General features: G+C 58.5%; 21 protein-coding genes. 7 read left to right on the forward strand and 14 right to left on the reverse strand.

Features of this window, described 5'->3' with window-relative positions:
- Nucleotides 1–15: 15 nt before the first annotated feature.
- The 4 genes from AWM69_RS19655 to puuE form a co-directional block, all read right to left on the reverse strand.
- Complete coding sequence (locus AWM69_RS19655) at nucleotides 16–519, reverse strand: ureidoglycolate lyase (RefSeq protein ID WP_048383076.1); 504 nt, start codon at nucleotides 517–519, stop codon at nucleotides 16–18.
- 99 nt (nucleotides 520–618) lie between these two features.
- Nucleotides 619–1,614, reverse strand: coding sequence for an allantoicase (gene alc, locus AWM69_RS19660; RefSeq protein ID WP_131654458.1), 996 nt, complete (start codon nucleotides 1,612–1,614; stop codon nucleotides 619–621).
- A gap of 61 nt (nucleotides 1,615–1,675) precedes the next feature.
- Nucleotides 1,676–2,191, reverse strand: coding sequence for a 2-oxo-4-hydroxy-4-carboxy-5-ureidoimidazoline decarboxylase (uraD, locus tag AWM69_RS19665; RefSeq protein ID WP_218728057.1), 516 nt, complete (start codon nucleotides 2,189–2,191; stop codon nucleotides 1,676–1,678).
- Nucleotides 2,188–3,117, reverse strand: a complete 930-nt coding sequence (gene puuE, locus AWM69_RS19670; protein ID WP_048383079.1) for an allantoinase PuuE — start codon at nucleotides 3,115–3,117, stop codon at nucleotides 2,188–2,190. Before puuE ends, uraD begins: the two co-directional genes overlap by 4 nt.
- A 416-nt stretch (nucleotides 3,118–3,533) precedes the next feature.
- On the opposite strand from puuE, the gene uraH reads away from it, so the two are divergent.
- Nucleotides 3,534–3,887 (forward strand): hydroxyisourate hydrolase, encoded by a 354-nt coding sequence (uraH, locus tag AWM69_RS19675; RefSeq protein WP_131654456.1) that lies wholly within the window; start codon nucleotides 3,534–3,536, stop codon nucleotides 3,885–3,887.
- Between the two features lie 160 nt (nucleotides 3,888–4,047).
- On the opposite strand, the gene AWM69_RS19680 is transcribed toward uraH, so the two are convergent.
- Together AWM69_RS19680 and AWM69_RS19685 are read right to left on the reverse strand one after the other, a co-directional pair.
- Nucleotides 4,048–4,674 carry a LysE family translocator gene (locus AWM69_RS19680; RefSeq protein ID WP_218728059.1) on the reverse strand — a complete coding sequence of 209 codons (627 nt, stop codon included), beginning with the start codon at nucleotides 4,672–4,674 and terminating at the stop codon, nucleotides 4,048–4,050.
- A 112-nt stretch (nucleotides 4,675–4,786) separates the two neighbouring features.
- Complete coding sequence (locus AWM69_RS19685; RefSeq protein ID WP_218728061.1) at nucleotides 4,787–5,227, reverse strand: MarR family winged helix-turn-helix transcriptional regulator; 441 nt, start codon at nucleotides 5,225–5,227, stop codon at nucleotides 4,787–4,789.
- A gap of 82 nt (nucleotides 5,228–5,309) precedes the next feature.
- Here AWM69_RS19685 and AWM69_RS19690 point away from each other — a divergent pair, with 82 nt between their 5' ends.
- The gene (locus tag AWM69_RS19690) at nucleotides 5,310–6,476 is read left to right on the forward strand and encodes a PLP-dependent aminotransferase family protein (RefSeq protein ID WP_131654454.1); all 1,167 of its coding nucleotides are present in this window, start codon (nucleotides 5,310–5,312) and stop codon (nucleotides 6,474–6,476) included.
- Between the two features lie 10 nt (nucleotides 6,477–6,486).
- Entirely contained in the window at nucleotides 6,487–7,089 is a 603-nt protein-coding gene (locus AWM69_RS19695) for a glutathione S-transferase family protein (protein ID WP_131654453.1), read from the forward strand.
- Between the two features lie 105 nt (nucleotides 7,090–7,194).
- Here the strand turns inward: AWM69_RS19695 and AWM69_RS19700 are convergent, their stop codons facing one another.
- The 5 genes from AWM69_RS19700 to AWM69_RS19720 form a co-directional block, all read right to left on the reverse strand.
- Nucleotides 7,195–7,566: a glutathione S-transferase N-terminal domain-containing protein gene (locus AWM69_RS19700; RefSeq protein WP_131654452.1), complete on the reverse strand. Its 372-nt coding sequence runs from the start codon at nucleotides 7,564–7,566 to the stop codon at nucleotides 7,195–7,197.
- Nucleotides 7,567–7,667: 101 nt separating this feature from the next.
- Nucleotides 7,668–8,213: a GTP cyclohydrolase I FolE gene (gene folE, locus AWM69_RS19705; RefSeq protein WP_048383086.1), complete on the reverse strand. Its 546-nt coding sequence runs from the start codon at nucleotides 8,211–8,213 to the stop codon at nucleotides 7,668–7,670.
- A 76-nt stretch (nucleotides 8,214–8,289) separates the two neighbouring features.
- Entirely contained in the window at nucleotides 8,290–8,847 is a 558-nt protein-coding gene (locus tag AWM69_RS19710; protein WP_048383087.1) for a Smr/MutS family protein, read from the reverse strand.
- A 63-nt stretch (nucleotides 8,848–8,910) separates the two neighbouring features.
- Nucleotides 8,911–9,231, reverse strand: a complete 321-nt coding sequence (locus AWM69_RS19715) for a hypothetical protein (RefSeq protein WP_131654451.1) — start codon at nucleotides 9,229–9,231, stop codon at nucleotides 8,911–8,913.
- Between the two features lie 144 nt (nucleotides 9,232–9,375).
- Complete coding sequence (locus AWM69_RS19720; RefSeq protein ID WP_048383089.1) at nucleotides 9,376–9,969, reverse strand: cysteine hydrolase family protein; 594 nt, start codon at nucleotides 9,967–9,969, stop codon at nucleotides 9,376–9,378.
- A 272-nt stretch (nucleotides 9,970–10,241) separates the two neighbouring features.
- Between AWM69_RS19720 and prmB the strand changes: the two genes are divergently transcribed.
- Complete coding sequence (gene prmB / locus AWM69_RS19725) at nucleotides 10,242–11,150, forward strand: 50S ribosomal protein L3 N(5)-glutamine methyltransferase (protein ID WP_048383090.1); 909 nt, start codon at nucleotides 10,242–10,244, stop codon at nucleotides 11,148–11,150.
- Between the two features lie 140 nt (nucleotides 11,151–11,290).
- Here prmB and AWM69_RS19730 read toward each other — a convergent pair whose 3' ends face one another.
- Together AWM69_RS19730 and AWM69_RS19735 are read right to left on the reverse strand one after the other, a co-directional pair.
- A complete protein-coding gene (locus AWM69_RS19730) occupies nucleotides 11,291–12,082 on the reverse strand; it encodes a hypothetical protein (protein ID WP_131654450.1) in 792 nt (263 codons plus the stop codon).
- 97 nt (nucleotides 12,083–12,179) lie between these two features.
- The gene (locus tag AWM69_RS19735; protein ID WP_131654449.1) at nucleotides 12,180–13,145 is read right to left on the reverse strand and encodes an alpha/beta hydrolase; all 966 of its coding nucleotides are present in this window, start codon (nucleotides 13,143–13,145) and stop codon (nucleotides 12,180–12,182) included.
- A gap of 141 nt (nucleotides 13,146–13,286) precedes the next feature.
- On the opposite strand from AWM69_RS19735, the gene aroC reads away from it, so the two are divergent.
- The 3 genes from aroC to AWM69_RS19750 are packed head-to-tail and all read left to right on the forward strand — an operon-like array spanning nucleotide 13,287 to nucleotide 16,151.
- Nucleotides 13,287–14,378, forward strand: coding sequence for a chorismate synthase (gene aroC / locus AWM69_RS19740; protein ID WP_218728063.1), 1,092 nt, complete (start codon nucleotides 13,287–13,289; stop codon nucleotides 14,376–14,378).
- Nucleotides 14,379–14,412: 34 nt separating this feature from the next.
- Nucleotides 14,413–15,567, forward strand: a complete 1,155-nt coding sequence (locus AWM69_RS19745) for an MFS transporter (RefSeq protein WP_218728065.1) — start codon at nucleotides 14,413–14,415, stop codon at nucleotides 15,565–15,567.
- Between the two features lie 35 nt (nucleotides 15,568–15,602).
- The gene (locus AWM69_RS19750) at nucleotides 15,603–16,151 is read left to right on the forward strand and encodes an acireductone dioxygenase (protein ID WP_218728066.1); all 549 of its coding nucleotides are present in this window, start codon (nucleotides 15,603–15,605) and stop codon (nucleotides 16,149–16,151) included.
- A 103-nt stretch (nucleotides 16,152–16,254) separates the two neighbouring features.
- On the opposite strand, the gene AWM69_RS19755 is transcribed toward AWM69_RS19750, so the two are convergent.
- A complete protein-coding gene (locus AWM69_RS19755; protein ID WP_131654445.1) occupies nucleotides 16,255–16,533 on the reverse strand; it encodes a DUF3509 domain-containing protein in 279 nt (92 codons plus the stop codon).
- Between the last annotated feature and the right edge of the window lie 127 nt (nucleotides 16,534–16,660).

Consider the following 16,660-nt stretch of genomic DNA (forward strand, 5'->3'; position numbering starts at 1 on the left):
GGTCAGGGCCTTCTCTTATTGGTGGGGGGCGAGGATCAATCGCTCATCCTCTTTGAAGAAATGCTCATCGCAGTTATTGCCTGCGCCACTGCGATCAACCACCAGGAAGTCATCCCGCTTTTCGATCGTCAGCACCGGGTGGTGCCAGACGCCGCGATGGTAATTAATGCCCTGCCTGCCATTACTGACAAAGGCGCGGACCAAGCCTGATACAGGTGCATCGCCAAGTGGCGCGACCACGATCAGAAAGGGGTTGCCGAGCAGCGGGATAAAAGCCTGGCTGCCCAGCGGATGGCGCTCCAGCATGCACACGGTGAACGGCATGTCCTGCGCATCGGCGCGGAAAATGCTGATGATGGCTTTGTCTTCCGGCGTCGCTGTTTCCACTTCGGCCAGACGATGAAAGCGCATGGTCGAACCGTTATTGATCATGAAGTGGTCGCTGCCGTCGGTTTCAATCACATCACCGAAAGGGGCGAAGGCTTCTTTGGTCAGCGGTTCAATCATCAATGTGCGCATGGTGGTCTTCTTTTTCTGGTTTCTGTCAGGTGTCCGGTCGTGCGTGCCCGTGTTCTGTAGCCGCTGCCCAAGACTGCGACAGCGGTTACAGTTGCGGCATTATTTTGCGATTTTGCCCAGGATGCGCAGGCGGCTCACACCACCGTCCGGGAACAGGTTCAGGCGAATATGAGTGATCGGGCCCAGGGCTTTGATCTGTTCGCTGAAACTGTGCTCTTCGTGCATTTCGAGCTTTTGGCTCGGCAGCAATTCACGCCAGAACAGGCTTTGGGTTTCGATCTGGCTGTCGGTGCCGCCTTTGACAAATGCGCCCTGGATCGAGCAGCTGTCCGGGTAGTTGCCTTTGAAGTGCAGGGTGTCGACGACGATTTTTTCGATCTCGCCGGCATGGCCCAATGCGACGATGACCCAGTCGTTGCCCGGCGTACGGCGGCGTGCGGTTTCCCAGCCGTCGCCCATGTTGATGCCTCGGCCCGGGTTGAGGATGTTGCTCATGCGGCCGAAGTGTTCATCGGAGCAGGCGAGGGCGCGGCCACCATTCAGAGCGGCTGCCAGGTCGACCAGTTCGTTGTCGCCTACGGCGGTCCAGTCACGGAACGGCACGCCATACACCCGCAGACGCGCTACACCGCCGTCCGGGTAGATATTGAAACGCAGGTGACTGAACGCCTGGTCATTGTTGATCTCGTGGTAGTGATGGCTGTTGCCTTGCAGCTCGACGGCCGACAGTACTTCAACCCATTCGGTGGTGTCGGTAGGTTCGCCCGAGGCCAGGAAGCAGGCTTCGAGTGAAGCAGACGGCGGGAAGTTGCCGGTGAAGAATGAAGTGTCGATGTCCACGCCTTTGATCGAGCCGGGTACGCCCAGGCGGATCACTGCGCTGTCGTAGCCTTCGAAGCGCTTGCGGCGTGACTCCCAGCCGTCCATCCACTTGCCGTTATCATCGAAAACGCCCTCCTTCCATACGGCCGGGGTCGGCTGGAACATCCGGTTGGCGTCAGCGAACCAGTCATCGGTCACCGAGATAATCTTGGTGCCCAGACGGGCGTCGGCCAGGTTAACGAACTTCTCGAAAGGTACGGCGTAAGCTTTCATTCTTCTTGTCTGCCTTTAAATAAGTGGCTGGAGATGCGTCTCCGGCAGGTGCCGGCTTGGCTTAGAGCTGGAGTAATCGGAACAGGGCGATTTTGTTGATTTCTGCCAACGCGCAGTTGAACTCGGCGTCTGCCGGGTTGTGGATACGTGTCTCGAACGCGGCGAGGATCTGGTGCCGGTCGCTGCCTTTTACCGCCATGATGAAGGGAAACTTGAACTTGGCTTTGTAGGCTTCGTTCAGCTCGGTGAAGCGCTGGAACTCTTCGGCCGTGCATTGGTGAATACCGGCGCCCGCTTGTTCATGAGTGCTGGCTTCGGTCAGTTGGCCCTGGACAGCCGCTTTGCCGGCCAGGTCCGGGTGAGCATTGATCAGCGCCAGCTGGCTGGCGTGATCGGCGCTCAACAAAATGTCACTCATGCGCTGGTGCAGGCGCTCGATCTGATCGACGCTGGCATCCAGGCCCAGGTCCCAGGCCTTTTCCGCGACCCAGGGCGAGTGCTCGTAGATATCGGCAAAGGTCTCGACGAACGCTTCGCGGCTCAAGGTCGAAGGCGTGAGGGTCTTGAAGCGGCTCATTTCGAGGCCTCTGCATTAAAAGGGTGGGTAGCTTGCCAGTGGCGGGCAATATCGATCCGGCGGGTGAACCACACCTGCTCATGCCCCTTGGCGTATTCAATAAAACGCTTGAGGGCCGCGAGGCGGGCAGGGCGCCCGATCAAGCGGCAATGCAAGCCGATCGAGAGCATTTTCGGGGCCTCGGCACCTTCGGCATAAAGCACATCGAAAGCATCCTTGAGGTACTGGAAAAACTGCTCGCCGGTATTGAAGCCCTGTACTTGGGTGAAGCGCATGTCGTTGGTGTCGAGGGTGTACGGGATCACCAGGTGCGGCTTGCCGGTCGGGTTGTTCGGCTCCCAGTACGGCAGGTCATCGTCATAGGTGTCCGAGTCGTACATAAAGCCGCCTTCTTCCATGACCAGGCGCCGGGTGTTGGGCCCCGTGCGGCCGGTGTACCAGCCCAGCGGACGCTCGCCGCTGATTTCGGTGAGGATGCGAATGGCCTCGAGCATGTGTTCACGCTCCTGGGCTTCATCCATGTACTGGTAGTCGATCCAACGGTAACCGTGGCTGCAAATCTCGTGCCCTGCAGCGACCATGGCCCGAATGACGTCCGGATGGCGCTGGGCGGCCATCGCGACGGCGAAGACGGTGAGTGGAATATCGAACTCGCGAAACAGCTTGAGCACACGCCAGACACCGGCGCGGCTACCGTATTCGTAAAGCGATTCCATGCTCATGTTGCGCTCGCCTTGCAGCGGTTGCGCCGAGACCATTTCCGAGAGGAAGGCTTCAGATTCTTTGTCGCCATGGAGGATGTTGCGCTCACCGCCTTCTTCGTAATTGAGTACAAACGAAAGGGCGATACGGGCGTTGTCCGGCCAATGCGGGTGCGGAGGGGTGGGACCGTAACCAATCAGGTCGCGTGGGTAGTCAGCGCTCACAACAGTCTTCCTTATTGTTCGTGTTAACAGTCGATCGGCCAGACCTGGCGTCACTGCGATGGCCTGATTGTATACAACTTTATAAACACTTTGTAAGCCTGTTTTTTTGCATTTTTATCATGTCCTGTGCCGAAAAGGTACTTGCAAGAAACCTGCCTGATTGGTCAGCTTATGAATATAAAGTCTATGGTCTCTGCGGCTTTGGTGGATAAAAGGCTGCGGGGCGTACCACGCAAGGGCTGTGGAAAATTGCCATTTTAATTGTGTACAATTTTTTTTATAAATGTCTTAATCGTGACATTGCCGCAGACCTGAGTATTCAGAGGGGATGGCGGCCTTTTACGGTGACTCTTATCAATTGACTTCAGGAGGCGCGAGGCCTGGGCCGGTGATCACCGGTCAGGCACGCAGAATCAATGGGACGTTTGACTACTCACGTTTTGGATGCCGCACACGGTTGCCCTGGCAGCTCGATCAAGGTCGAGCTCTACCGGGTTGAAGGTTCACAGCTGACGCGGGTGGCCACGGTGCTGACCAACAGCGATGGTCGTTGTGATACGCCACTGCTGGAAGGCGATGACTACCGCTCCGGGGTTTATCAGTTGCAGTTCAGTGCAGGGGATTATTACCGCGCCCGCGGTGTTGAGTTGCCGGAACCGGCATTTCTGGATGTGGTGGTGTTGCGTTTCGGCATCAATGCCGAGCAGTCGCATTACCACGTGCCGCTGCTGATCTCGCCTTACAGCTACTCGACCTATCGCGGAAGTTAGCGTTCTTTCGATCTGCGCATGTGGTTTTTGCCCGCTCACACTGCGGGCTTTTTTTTGCGTGAATACTTCAGGCCTGCCGGGGCGAGGCTGGTCGCGATAGCCTGACGGAAATCACTCAGGCATCGCGAGCACGCTCGCTCCTGCAGAGGGGTATCAATGGTTAGCGGCTCAGCAGGGACGCGGTACCGGCCAGGCTGAACAGTCCGGCGCTGATCCGGTTGAACCAGCCCTGGCCCTTGCCGCTGCGCAGGTAACCTGCGGCCTCATGGGCGCCAAGACCATAAGCCAGCTTGCACAGCAGGTCGAGTACGGTCCAGGTGGCAATCATCACCAGCAATTGCGGGAAGAAGGGCTGGTCAGGGTTGAGGAACTGCGGCAAAAACGCGGCAAAGAACAGAATGTCTTTTGGATTGCTGGCGCCGAGCACAAAAGCGCGCCCAAACAGGGCACTAAAGCGCGGTTTGGGTGCAGCTTCAGGTACGTGTGCTGCCGTGGCCGGCTGTCGCGATTGCTTCCAGCTTTGCCAGGCCAGGTAGAACAGGTACAGCGCACCCGCGATTTTGAGCGCGCTGAACCATTGCTCCGAGGCCAGCAACAAGGCACCCAGCCCCAGTGCCGAGGCGCTGAGCAAGCAGATCGAAGCGATCACTCCGCCCAAGAACGCAGGGTACGAGCGACGCAAGCCGTAGTTCAAGCTGTTGCTGATCATCAGTAACGACAAGGGCCCGGGGATCAGGATGACCACCAGGGCGGCGCTGCTGAACAGCAGCCAGGTTTCCAGACTCATCACTTCCTCCATGTACAAACGCCCTGCGCCATTGCCGGGCCAAGTGATTTATGCGTTTGTATACAAATAAAGCAAGTATTGTTTTCAGTTATTGGGGCTGGGCTTAGCGGGTTCAGGACAAACGACTTTGTCCGAGGGCCTGATTGATCGCCAGCCAGCCGTTCACGGCTTCTTCACCGGCCTGGCCGAAGACCCGTTGCAGCAGCCTGACCTGCTCGCTCCGAAGGTTTTTTTCGAAGCGCACGCCATCCATCGTCAATTCCAGCAGGCGTTTGCGCTTGTCGGTCTCGGGAGCCACGCTGCGTACCAGGTTCATTTCGATCAGTTGACGCAAGGGCGTGTTCAGCGCCTGCTTGCTGACGCCCAGCAAGGTCAGCAGCTCCTTGACGCTCAAACCGGGGTGGTGGGCGATAAAAAACACAATGCGCTGATGCACCCGACTGAGCCCGCGACGGGCCAGCATCTCATCCGCTTTGGCGGTAAATGCTTGATAGCCAAAGAAGAAGGCTTCCATGGCGGCGCGCTGAGTGGTCGGATTTTTAAGGTCAAGCATATTGACGTATCTAGGTTTCGCGGCGTAATTTCGGTCAATCAGTTTGACTTATTTCCAATTACTTCCGCTACCGGTGATCTGTATGGCCTTCTCCGAACGTGTTTCCCGCCTGAAAAGCTCTTTGATTCGCGAAATTCTGGCTGCGGCCCAACGTCCGGAAGTCATGTCTTTTGCTGGCGGCCTGCCGGCAGAAGCGATGTTGCCCAAGGTCGACTGGAGCGACATGCCCGCCTCAATGGGCCAGTACGGCATGAGCGAAGGCGAGCCGGCACTGCGTGAAGTGCTGGCAGCCGAGGCCCGCGCCTTGGGTGTTGATTGCGATGCGAGCCAGGTTATGGTGCTCAGCGGTTCGCAACAGGCGCTCGATCTGGCCGCCAAGCTGTACATCGACAAGGGCACCGAGATCATGCTCGAAGCTCCGACCTACCTGGCGGCGCTGCAAATTTTCCAACTGTTCGGTGCCGAATGCCTGAGCTTCCCGCTGCAGGCGGATGGCCCGGATCTGGCCGCGCTGCGTCGCGAGCTGGAAAAACACAACCCGGCGTTCATCTACCTGATCCCGACCTTCCAGAACCCGTCCGCCGTACGCTACAGCGAAGCCAAGCGTGACGCTGTTGCCGCCTTGCTCGACGAGTTCGGTGTAACCCTGATCGAAGACGAGCCGTACCGTGAGCTGAACTTTGACGGCGGCAGTGCGACCCCGATTGTCAGCCGCCTGAAGAAAGCCAGCTGGATCTACACCGGCACCGTGTCCAAAACCCTGCTGCCAGGTTTGCGTGTCGGTTTCCTGATTTCCAGCCCGGACTTGTTCCCGCATCTGTTGCGCCTCAAGCAATCGGCCGACCTGCACACCAACCGTATCGGACAATGGCAAGCCTTGCAGTGGATCGGCACTGAGAAAATGCGGGCTCACCTGGCGGAGCTGCGTGATTTCTATCGCGTACGCCGCGACGGGTTTCAACTGGCGCTGGAAGAGCACTTTTCGGATCTGGCCGACTGGCACGTGCCGCAGGGCGGGTTATTTTTCTGGCTGACCCTCAAACAGCCTCTGGACACCCGTACCTTGCTCAAGCCTGCGCTGGAGCAAAACGTTGCGTTCATGCCGGGCGAACCGTTCTTTGCCGAGCCGGACCAGAACACTGGCAGTTTGCGCTTGAACTTCAGCCACATTGATCCTGCGCGTTTGCACGAGGGCCTCAAGCGTCTGGCCAACGTGATCCGCCAGGCACAGGCTGCCCAGGCAGCTTGAAGGAGTCACGATGCTCAAGGTTTATGGCGATTACAATTCGGGGAACTGCTACAAAATCAAGCTGATGCTGCATTTGCTCGGGCTTGAGTATGAGTGGCTGCCGGTGGACATCCTCAAGGGCGAAACAGAGACCCCGGAATTCCTCGCGAAAAACCCGAACGGCAAAGTTCCGGTCGTGGAACTGGAAGACGGCACCTGCCTGTGGGAGTCCAATGCGATTCTCAACTACCTGGCTGACGGCAGCGAGTTCTTGCCGTCAGAGGCGCGTTTACGCACTCAGGTCTTGCAGTGGCAGTTTTTCGAGCAATACAGCCATGAGCCTTACATCGCGGTGGCCAGGTTCATTCAGTTCTATCTGGGGTTGCCTGAAGAGCGGCTTGAGGAATACCGCAAGCTGCAAAAGCGGGGCTACCGGGCGCTGACCGTGATGGAGCAACAGCTGGCGCGTACGCCGTACCTGGTGGGTGAGCACTACTCGATTGCGGACGTGACCCTGTACGCGTACACCCATGTGGCGCATCAAGGTGGCTTTGACCTGAGCGGCTACCCGGCGATTCAGGCCTGGCTGGCGCGTGTGGCCAGCCATCCGCGGCATGTGGCAATGCTCGACTGAGCGACCTGAACCCGCAAAAAAACCGGCCTGGTGCCGGTTTTTTTGTGCGCGCCAGCGGTAAATCCCTGTCCGTCACCCGCCGGGCTGGCGGCTGAGGGAGGGCGTTTAAACGTTGGCAAACCGCTGGTTCAGGTAATCGATGATGACCTTGGATTCATACATCCAGGTGGTCTTGCCATCTTCTTCAATGCGCAGGCAAGGCACTTTGATCTTGCCGCCTTGCTCCAGCAGGGTCTGGCGATCCTGAGCATTGTTTTTGGCGTCACGCAGCGCCACCGGCACATTCAGGCGGCGCAGGGTGCGGCGGGTTTTTACACAGAACGGGCAAGCATGGAACTGGTACAGGGTCAGGCCTTTGGCGGCTTGATCGACCTGTGCCTGGGCGGCGGCGGGGCGCTGTTTTTTGCTGGGGCGGGTGATGAAATCGCCAGCGATGATCAGCTGACCCAGGCCTACGCGAAGCGCTTTGATAAACACAGTAGTAGCCTCATGGGCGAGTAAAGAAGGGCCGCAGCTTACCTGAAAATGGCAGGCGGAAAAAAACCGGCGATGAACGCCGGTTCTTTTTGGTACGGGAATTACTTGATCAGGCTGAGAAACTCGCTGCGGGTGGCCGCATTTTCGCGGAACTCGCCCAGCATCACCGACGTAATCATCGAGGAGTTTTGCTTCTCGACACCGCGCATCATCATGCACATGTGCTTGGCTTCAATCACCACGGCAACACCCAGCGCGCCGGTGACTTGCATCACCGCGTCGGCGATCTGGCGGCTGAGGTTTTCCTGGATCTGCAGGCGACGGGCGTACATGTCGACGATGCGTGCCACTTTCGACAGACCCAGCACCTTGCCGCTCGGAATATAAGCAACGTGGGCCTTGCCGATAAACGGCAGCATGTGGTGTTCGCACAACGAGTAAAGCTCGATGTCCTTGACCAGCACCATTTCGCTGTTGTCGGAGCTGAACAAGGCACCGTTGGTGACTTCTTCGAGGGTTTGTTCGTAGCCGCGGCAAAGATACTGCATGGCCTTGGCGGCACGCTTTGGCGTGTCCAGCAGGCCCTCACGGGAGACGTCTTCGCCAAGCTGACCGAGGATGGCGGTGTAGTTTTGTTCCAGGGACATTAATCTACCTGTGGGATTTTTCGCAAAGAGCAAGGGTACGGGGGCTGGCGCGGCGCTGCAAGTGTGGTGACACGGCTCACTCGTCGCGACCGTCCATCATGGTGCGCTTGAGCATGACGTAAACCGCCCCTGCGCCGCCGTGCCTGGCCTGGCAGGAGCAGAAGCCCAGCACCTGTGAATGCTGGCGCAGCCAGGTATTGACGTGGCTTTTGATCATGGGGCGTTTGCCGTCAAGACGCACGGCCTTGCCGTGAGTGACGCGCACGCAGCGTACTTCGAGGCGGGTGGCCTCGGTGAGGAATTCCCAAAGGGTCTCGCGGGCTTTTTCAACACTCATGCCGTGCAGATCGAGGCTGCCTTCGAAGCCGATCTGGCCCAGCTTGAGCTTGCGCATCTGGCTTTCCTGCACGCCGTCACGTGACCAGATGAGTGAGTCTTCGGGGCCGACATCAATCACGAACTGGTCTGACAAACCGTCGATGATGGTCTCGTTGGAGCGCACGGTCGCCGATTGGCGCAGCTTGGCCAGTTGTGCCCGATCAGCTTTGGGTTTGCCGGTGTCGGCCCGATCATGCTTGATCGGTTTGACACCGCGAATCTCGTTTTTGAACAGGGAAAAATCGTCGTCTTGCATGTCAGCCTCCGCGAAGGGCGCACAGTTTACCCAAGTCGACGACCGGCGTGCGGCGGATCTGCTTCAGTCGCGTTTTTTCATCAGGTGCGGGGCCATGTTCAGTCCGAACGGCTGACGCATTTGCCGACGGCGCCGCCGCCACAGCCAGACACCCAGCCAGAAGATCAGCAAGCCGAACACCAGTACCAGCGTCGCACCGGCCGGGCTGGCATTGAGATCGCCCAGGGCGGCGGGTTGGCTAACCAGGCTGATCAAGCCCGCCAGAAACAGCACTGCGCCGAACAGGGCGAGCAGCGCAGAAAATATCAGTACCAGGCGTGATCCCCAGTTGCCATGGGATTTGGGGCGTAAGCGCCGAGCATCAAAACCATCGGAGATCTTCATTCCGATTTTTCCTTGTAGGGTATCGGCCCTTCGACAGGAACATGGGCGGGTTGTTCCTTGCATGCACTGAAATAGACCGCAGGCATACAGCTGGAGGTGGATCCTGGACAGGCAGGTCAAGCATGCAGCCTGTCCGGAGTCGTGTCAGATCAAATTCCGGGTCAGTGTCAGGGTCGCGAAGTTATCGTTCATGATAGCCATTTCGGTTCTTTGCACCTGCTGTGCGCTGATCACGCCGCCGTCCGGAGTCGGCAGGTCACGGGTTGCGCAGGCGTCCTCGACCAGGGTGCAGCGCAAACCATAGTCCTTTGCAGCGCGAACGGTGGTGCTGACGCTGGAGTGGCTCATGAAGCCGCATACGATGACATCCAGCGAACCGAGGTTTTCCAGGGTTTTTTGCAGGCCGGTGTCGTTGAAGGCGTTGGGCATGCGTTTTTCGATGATCAGTTCATCGCCCTGAGGTTCCAGGCCTTTGATGAAGTTGCCGCGCTCGCCCTGGGGGTCGAACATGCCGCCCACGGTGCCCAGGTGACGGATGTGAACCACGGGGCGCTTGGCCTTGCGGGCAGCTTCGAGCAAAAGGGCGATGTTGGCAGTGGCAGCTTCCATTCCGGACAAGGCCAATGGCCCGCTCAGGTATTCATTTTGCGCATCAATGATCAGCAGGCTGGCATTACTCAGACTGGCAGCGGCATAACCACGTCCAGTGAGTTGAAACATCGTCTTTAAAGCGGGCATTCGGGGGCTCCTTCAGGTGGGGCTTTTGCGACATTCTCCACTGGCGGAGCGCTTATGTGAATGGTCAGTCGTGTAAGCGTGATGGTTGCTGGGCTGCAGCGATGTCAAGTGCTAGCAGTAGAACCAAAAAATGTACGAAATGGAACGATGGTACGATTTTTTATGGCGGAACTTACGCTCTTTGGCCACGGCTGAGCAACCGCCCGGCACAACTTTGGCCGCGTCGGGATTTGGCTGTTAGAATCATCGGTCGATTTTGAGGAGTAAGACCATTGATCACTTCCCGCCTGCGCACTTTGCGCGACCATATTCGCTGGGCCGTTAGCCACTTTCATGGGGAAGAGCTGTTCTTTGGTCATGGTACCGATAACGCTTGGGACGAAGCCCGCCAGTTGGTGTTAGGAGCACTGAACCTGCCGTGGGAAATCGCGGACAGTTATCTGGATTGCCGTCTTGAAGACGACGAACTGGTCAATCTGCAACATTTGCTCAAGCGCCGTATCGAAGAGCGTATCCCGACCGCCTATCTGTTGGGCGAAGCCTGGTTTTGCGGCATGTCGTTCATCGTTGACGAGCGCGTACTGATCCCGCGTTCGCCGATTGGCGAGTTGATCGAAAACCGTTTCGAGCCCTGGCTGGCCGCCGAGCCTGCGCGTATTCTTGACCTGTGCACGGGGTCGGGCTGCATCGGTATCGCCTGCGCCTATGAGTTCCAGAACGCTGAAGTGGTACTGGCCGACCTGTCATACGAAGCCCTTGAAGTCGCTAACCAGAACATTGAGCGCCATGGTGTCGATGAGCGTGTGTACACCGTTCAGGGTGATGGCTTCGACGGCCTGCCGGGTCAGCGCTTCGACCTGATCGTTTCCAACCCGCCCTATGTCGACGCCGAAGACTTCGCCGACATGCCGGCTGAATACCAGCATGAACCTGAACTGGGCCTGGCCTGTGGGGATGACGGGCTGAACCTGGTTCGCCGGATGCTGGCCGAGGCGGCTGATCATCTGACTGACAAGGGTTTGTTGATCGTTGAAGTGGGCAACAGTCAGGTGCATGTCGAGTCGCTGTACCCAGAAGTCGACTTTGCCTGGCTTGAATTCGAGCGCGGCGGTCATGGCGTGTTCATGCTCACCGCGGAACAATGCCGCGAACATCAGGCGTTGTTTGCTGCCCGTATCTGATATGTAGCCGCTGCCGAAGGCTGCGTCCGGTGCGCACCGGACGTAACCTCGCAGCGCTCGGCAACGGCTACGAATGCCAGTAGCCGCTGCCGAGCGCATGACGGGCAGCAGTGTGTCTACAGGCGATGCACACTTCTTTGCTAGCGGTGGGTCGCAATCCAGATCAACAGCCCGGCCTGGAATACAGCGAACGCCACCAGGCAGGTGATGGTGAAACGCAAGCCGGTGTCTTCGCGCTGGAACCGGCTGATTCTCTCTTCTTTCTCCCGCAGTTTTACTTCCATTTCCAGCAGGTTCTGTTCTGCCTGTTGAAGCATCTGCGCGGCCTCAAGAATGTCGACCAGTTGCAGCTTTTCGCTGTTCCAGGCGTCGAACAACTCACCGGCTTGCACGTCTTCGATATGCGACTTCAGGTGCTGGGCGTCGGCATACACCACATCAAATCCCTGGGTGCGCAAACTGTGATCGCGGCGCAGGCGAGCGTCTTCATTCAAGGCGTCCTTGCTGGGCAAGAGCATGCTGTCAAAGCGGTAGTGCGACCATTTTTTTTGCGCCCATTGAATACCCTGGGCCATGAGGAAGCGACCCACACCACGGTTCAGGGGTTCCAGCTGCAAGCCGCTGTCAGGAAGGACGCGGATGCGGTGGGTGGTGTGGTCGACCCAGACGTCCAGATGATTTTGCTCTTTGCGCACCCGCTGATTGGGCAACTGGATATTCATGCGCAGCAAGCTGTGGTCGGTGTTGTTGCGCTCGGCGTAGCCGAACTGAACAAAGCGCAGGGGGCGGGCGCCCGTGCTGCGATCGGTTTGCAGGGGCGCCAGGCGCAGCATCTTGAAATGTTCGGGCTGCACGTCTGCCCAAGGCAATGGCGGGGCCTCGGGCATGACTGGTGCTTCTGGCCCGGCGGGGTTTGATGGGTTGTCGCTCATAACGGCAGAATCCTGTGCTTGCCCGGTATGTCGACAAGGCAACGGCCGCCGACACAGGTTTATCGGCCGCTACGGGCAAGACTGGAGGGGCAAACGCTTATGGGGCACTCACTTTGGTGATGAAGCGCACAATTCGCTCATTCAGCTCGCTGGACAAGCGCTGATTGGGATCGTTGTAGGACTGGACCTGGCGCTTTATGTCCATCGGCACGATGCGCATCACATGGTTCATACCGTCGATCAGCGTCAGCTCGGCGTCTGGTTTGGCTGCCTTGAGCCGGCGTGCATCGTCGACATCGACCTGGATGTCGTGGGTGCCCTGAATAATCAGTGCAGGCATTTTCAGTGCCGCGAAAGCCGCCGCCGGATCACGGCGCAACAGGCTGATCAAGTACGGCTGAACGCTGGGCCTGAAGATCACTTTCAGGTCATTGGGCACGTCAGGGTCTGTGCGCCCGGCCTCGAGCCGGTCGATCAATTCATAGCTGCGTTGCAGCAGGGCAGGTGGCAGGCGGTTGCGCTGCAATTGTTCACGCAGCACCGTGCCGACCGGGCGACCGGTCCCCGCAATGGAAATAACGCCGGCGGCGTCGATTTGAGGGGCTGCCAGGCTGGCAATCAGCGCGCCTTCGCTGTGCCCCAGCATGTACACATCGCCGAAACGCGGGTCACTTTTCAGTTTCTCGCCCCAGGCCACGGCGTCAGTGACGTATTGATCAAGGCTCAGGGTGCGTTCGTCGGGGCCTGCCGCCACACTTTGGGCGATGCCGCGCTTGTCGAAGCGCACACTGGCAATGTTGTTTTGCGCCAGGTAGCGGGCCAGTTTTTTCAGGCTGTCGTTGCGCCCGCCCTGGGTATTGTTGCCGTCGCGATCGGTGGGGCCGGAGCCGGCCAGAATCAGCACCACCGGCACCGGGCGGGTACTTTTTGGCAGCATCAGCGAGCCATACAGCGTGCCGGAGCCGGTTTCCAGTTCGATGGGGCGCAGTAATACATTGGGGGCGGCCGCCAGGGCCTGGGTACCGAACAGCGTTAAAACCAGAAAGATAATTCGCAGCATCATCACGCCATCATTGACTAAGTGCCGGTTGGACAGACCCGGATGGATAAGGTTCGAGGATGAACTACAGAGACAGCCTGCGTATACTGGCGCGCTTAGTTATCCAGGCTGAGTTTTTCGGCTGATTTTCGCGGAGCGCCCTGCATGTCCGGCAATACCTACGGCAAGCTGTTCACTGTCACTACCGCTGGCGAAAGCCATGGCCCGGCGTTGGTCGCCATTGTCGATGGCTGCCCGCCAGGGCTTGAGCTGTCCCTCGACGACTTGCAGCGCGATCTGGATCGACGCAAGCCGGGCACCAGCCGCCATACCACGCAGCGCCAGGAAGCAGACGAAGTCGAAATCCTCTCCGGCGTGTTCGAAGGGCGCACCACCGGCTGTGCCATCGGCCTGCTGATTCGCAATACCGACCAGAAGTCCAAGGACTACTCGGCGATCAAGGACCTGTTCCGCCCGGCCCACGCCGACTACACCTATCACCACAAGTATGGCGAGCGCGACTACCGCGGCGGCGGTCGCAGTTCGGCGCGTGAAACCGCCATGCGCGTGGCGGCCGGTGCCATCGCGAAAAAATACCTGGCGACCCAGGGCATTGTGATTCGTGGCTACATGAGCCAGTTGGGCCCGATTGAAATCCCGTTCAAAACCTGGGACTCGGTCGAAGAAAATGCCTTCTTCAGCCCCGATCCGGACAAGGTGCCGGAACTCGAGGCCTACATGGATCAACTGCGTCGCGACCAGGACTCCGTAGGTGCCAAGATCACCGTGGTGGCAGAAGGTGTGATCCCAGGCCTGGGCGAGCCGATTTTCGACCGTCTGGACGCTGAGCTGGCCCACGCCCTGATGAGCATCAACGCGGTCAAGGGCATCGAAATCGGTGCGGGCTTTGCCAGCGTCGCCCAGCGCGGCACTGAGCATCGCGACGAGATGACCCCTGAAGGTTTCCTCAGCAATAACGCGGGCGGGATTCTGGGCGGTATTTCGTCCGGGCAGCCGATCGTGGCGCACCTGGCCCTAAAGCCTACGTCGAGCATCACCACCCCGGGGCGTTCGATCGATGTCCATGGTAACCCGGTTGATGTGATCACCAAGGGCCGCCATGACCCATGCGTCGGCATCCGGGCCACGCCGATTGCCGAAGCCATGATGGCCATTGTGCTGATGGATCATCTGCTGCGCCATCGTGGGCAAAATGCCGATGTACGCGTGACTACCCCCGTACTGGGCCAGTTGTAATGCAAGGTCTGTTGAGCGCCACGGTCTGACGACGGTGGCAGCACTTCCTTACTGGCGTTTGTCGGGCTTCTATCTTTTCTATTTCGCCCTGCTCGGTGCTACAGCGCCTTTTCTGGCGCTGTATTTCCATCACCTCGGGTTCTCCAGTGCGCGGATTGGCGAGCTGGTGGCCATTCCCATGCTGATGCGCTGCCTCGCCCCCAACTTGTGGGGCTGGCTGGGAGATTACACCGGCCAGCGTCTGCTGATCGTACGCCTGGGCGCGTTGTGCACGTTGCTCAGCTTTGCCTTGATCTTTGTCAGCCAGAGCTATGCCTGGCTGGCGCTGGTCATGGCGTTGCACGCGTTTTTCTGGCATGCCGTATTGCCGCAATTCGAAGTCATCACCTTTGCCCATTTACGTGAGCAGCCCGAGCGTTACAGCCAGGTGCGCTTGTGGGGGTCGATTGGATTCATCCTCACGGTGGTGATTCTGGGGCGCCTGTTCGAGTGGATGAGCCTGGACATCTACCCGGTGGCGCTGATCGTGGTCATGGCCGGGATCGTGCTGTGCAGTTTGTGGGTGCCCAATGCCCAGCCCTCGAGCCAGGGGCGCAAACTGTTGTCAGGTGGTTTTCTCGAACAATTGCGCAGCCCGGGGGTGCTGGCGTTTTATGGCTGCGTCGCCTTGATGCAGATGAGCCACGGGCCGTATTACACCTTTCTGACCCTGCACCTTGAGAACCTGGGTTATAGCCGGGGTGTGATCGGTTTGCTCTGGGCCTTGGGGGTGGTGGCTGAAGTGCTGATGTTCCTGGCCATGCGCCGTATCCTGCTGAAATTTTCGGTGCGCCGGGTACTGATGTTCAGCTTTATGCTGGCGGCATTGCGCTGGCTTTTGCTGGGTTCGTTTGCCGAGCATGTGGGGGTGTTGCTGCTGGCGCAATTGCTGCACGCGGCCACGTTTGGCAGTTTTCATGCGTCGGCCATGGCCTTTGTTCAGCGCAGTTTCGGCCCCGGCCAGCAAGGGCAGGGCCAGGCCCTGTACGCCACGCTGGCCGGTATTGGCGGCGCGGCGGGCGCTCTTTATGCCGGATACAGCTGGAACACGCTGGGTCCGACTATCACCTTTAGTATGGCGAGCGTCGCAGCGCTGGCTGCAGCCGTTATCATTGCCGTCCGACTGCAAGAGGACAGGCCACACACCTGAGCCTGTAAGTCATCGAAGCCGAGGAATAACGCCCCATGAGCAGCCTGTCCGTTTATCACGTATCAACCCCTGAATTGCCAAACAAAGTACTGACCCATCTGGATGACATCGCCTCGACGCTGGCAGAGCAGGGCGTGCGCTTTGAACGCTGGCAAGCGGACGCGCCGATCAGGCCGGAGGCTGACCAGGAAGAAGTGATCGAGGCTTATCGGGGGCAAATCGATCAGTTGATGACCGAGCGCGGCTATCTCGGCGTGGACGTCATCCGCCTCAATGATGCCCATCCGCAAAAAGCCGAGTTACGCGCCGGGCTTCTTGATGAGCATCGAACATCTGAAGACGTGGTCCGTTTCTTCGTCAGCGGGCGCGGGTTGTTCACCCTGCATATTGGCGATTATGTATACGCAGCGCTGTGTGAGAAGAACGATCTGATTGTGGTACCTGCGGGTACACCGCATTGGTTCGACATGGGCGAACGGCCGCATTTTGTCGCTATCCGGCTGTTCAACAACCCGGGTGACGGTGGGGTGAGTTTCACCGGTGATGACATCGCCAGCCGATTCCCGGGGCTTGACGAGCAGTGAGACGTTTTGTCGGGTGCTAGTGGGCAGGCTTTAATGTGACCCAGCAAAAAGCCAGCAGGCGTTGATCGCGCCTGCTGGCTTTTTTACATCCTGCGTTACGCTATCAGCGAGTGTGATAGGTCGGCAGGGCGAAGCGGTGTTGGCTTTGCAACAGCGAAATTGACGGAAGCTCACTGGCAGTGCCTGCCAGGTCACGACGAATCGCGCTGATCACCCACGTCAGTTGTTCTGCGGTATGCAATTGGGCATAAGAGATCGAACGCTGTGTCTGCTTGCCATCGCTGTCGCACAAAGTGAGCAATACGCCGCCATCCGGGCGGGGCTTGACCGTTACCGTGTGGCTGGTAAAAAGCGACGAGAATTTTTCTTGGATCAGGCTCATGTTTTCTAGCTCCATTTGCTCAGCGGGCTGCATGGAGTAAGAGTTGCAGTGATTGTGCCACTATCCGTATTTTAAAAAATCCTTATAAATCAATAGCTTATAAAAATGCATAACGTTGCCTGTCGTG

The sequence above is a fragment of the Pseudomonas sp. D1HM genome (assembly GCF_019266105.1).
Taxonomy (GTDB): domain Bacteria; phylum Pseudomonadota; class Gammaproteobacteria; order Pseudomonadales; family Pseudomonadaceae; genus Aquipseudomonas; species Aquipseudomonas taetrolens.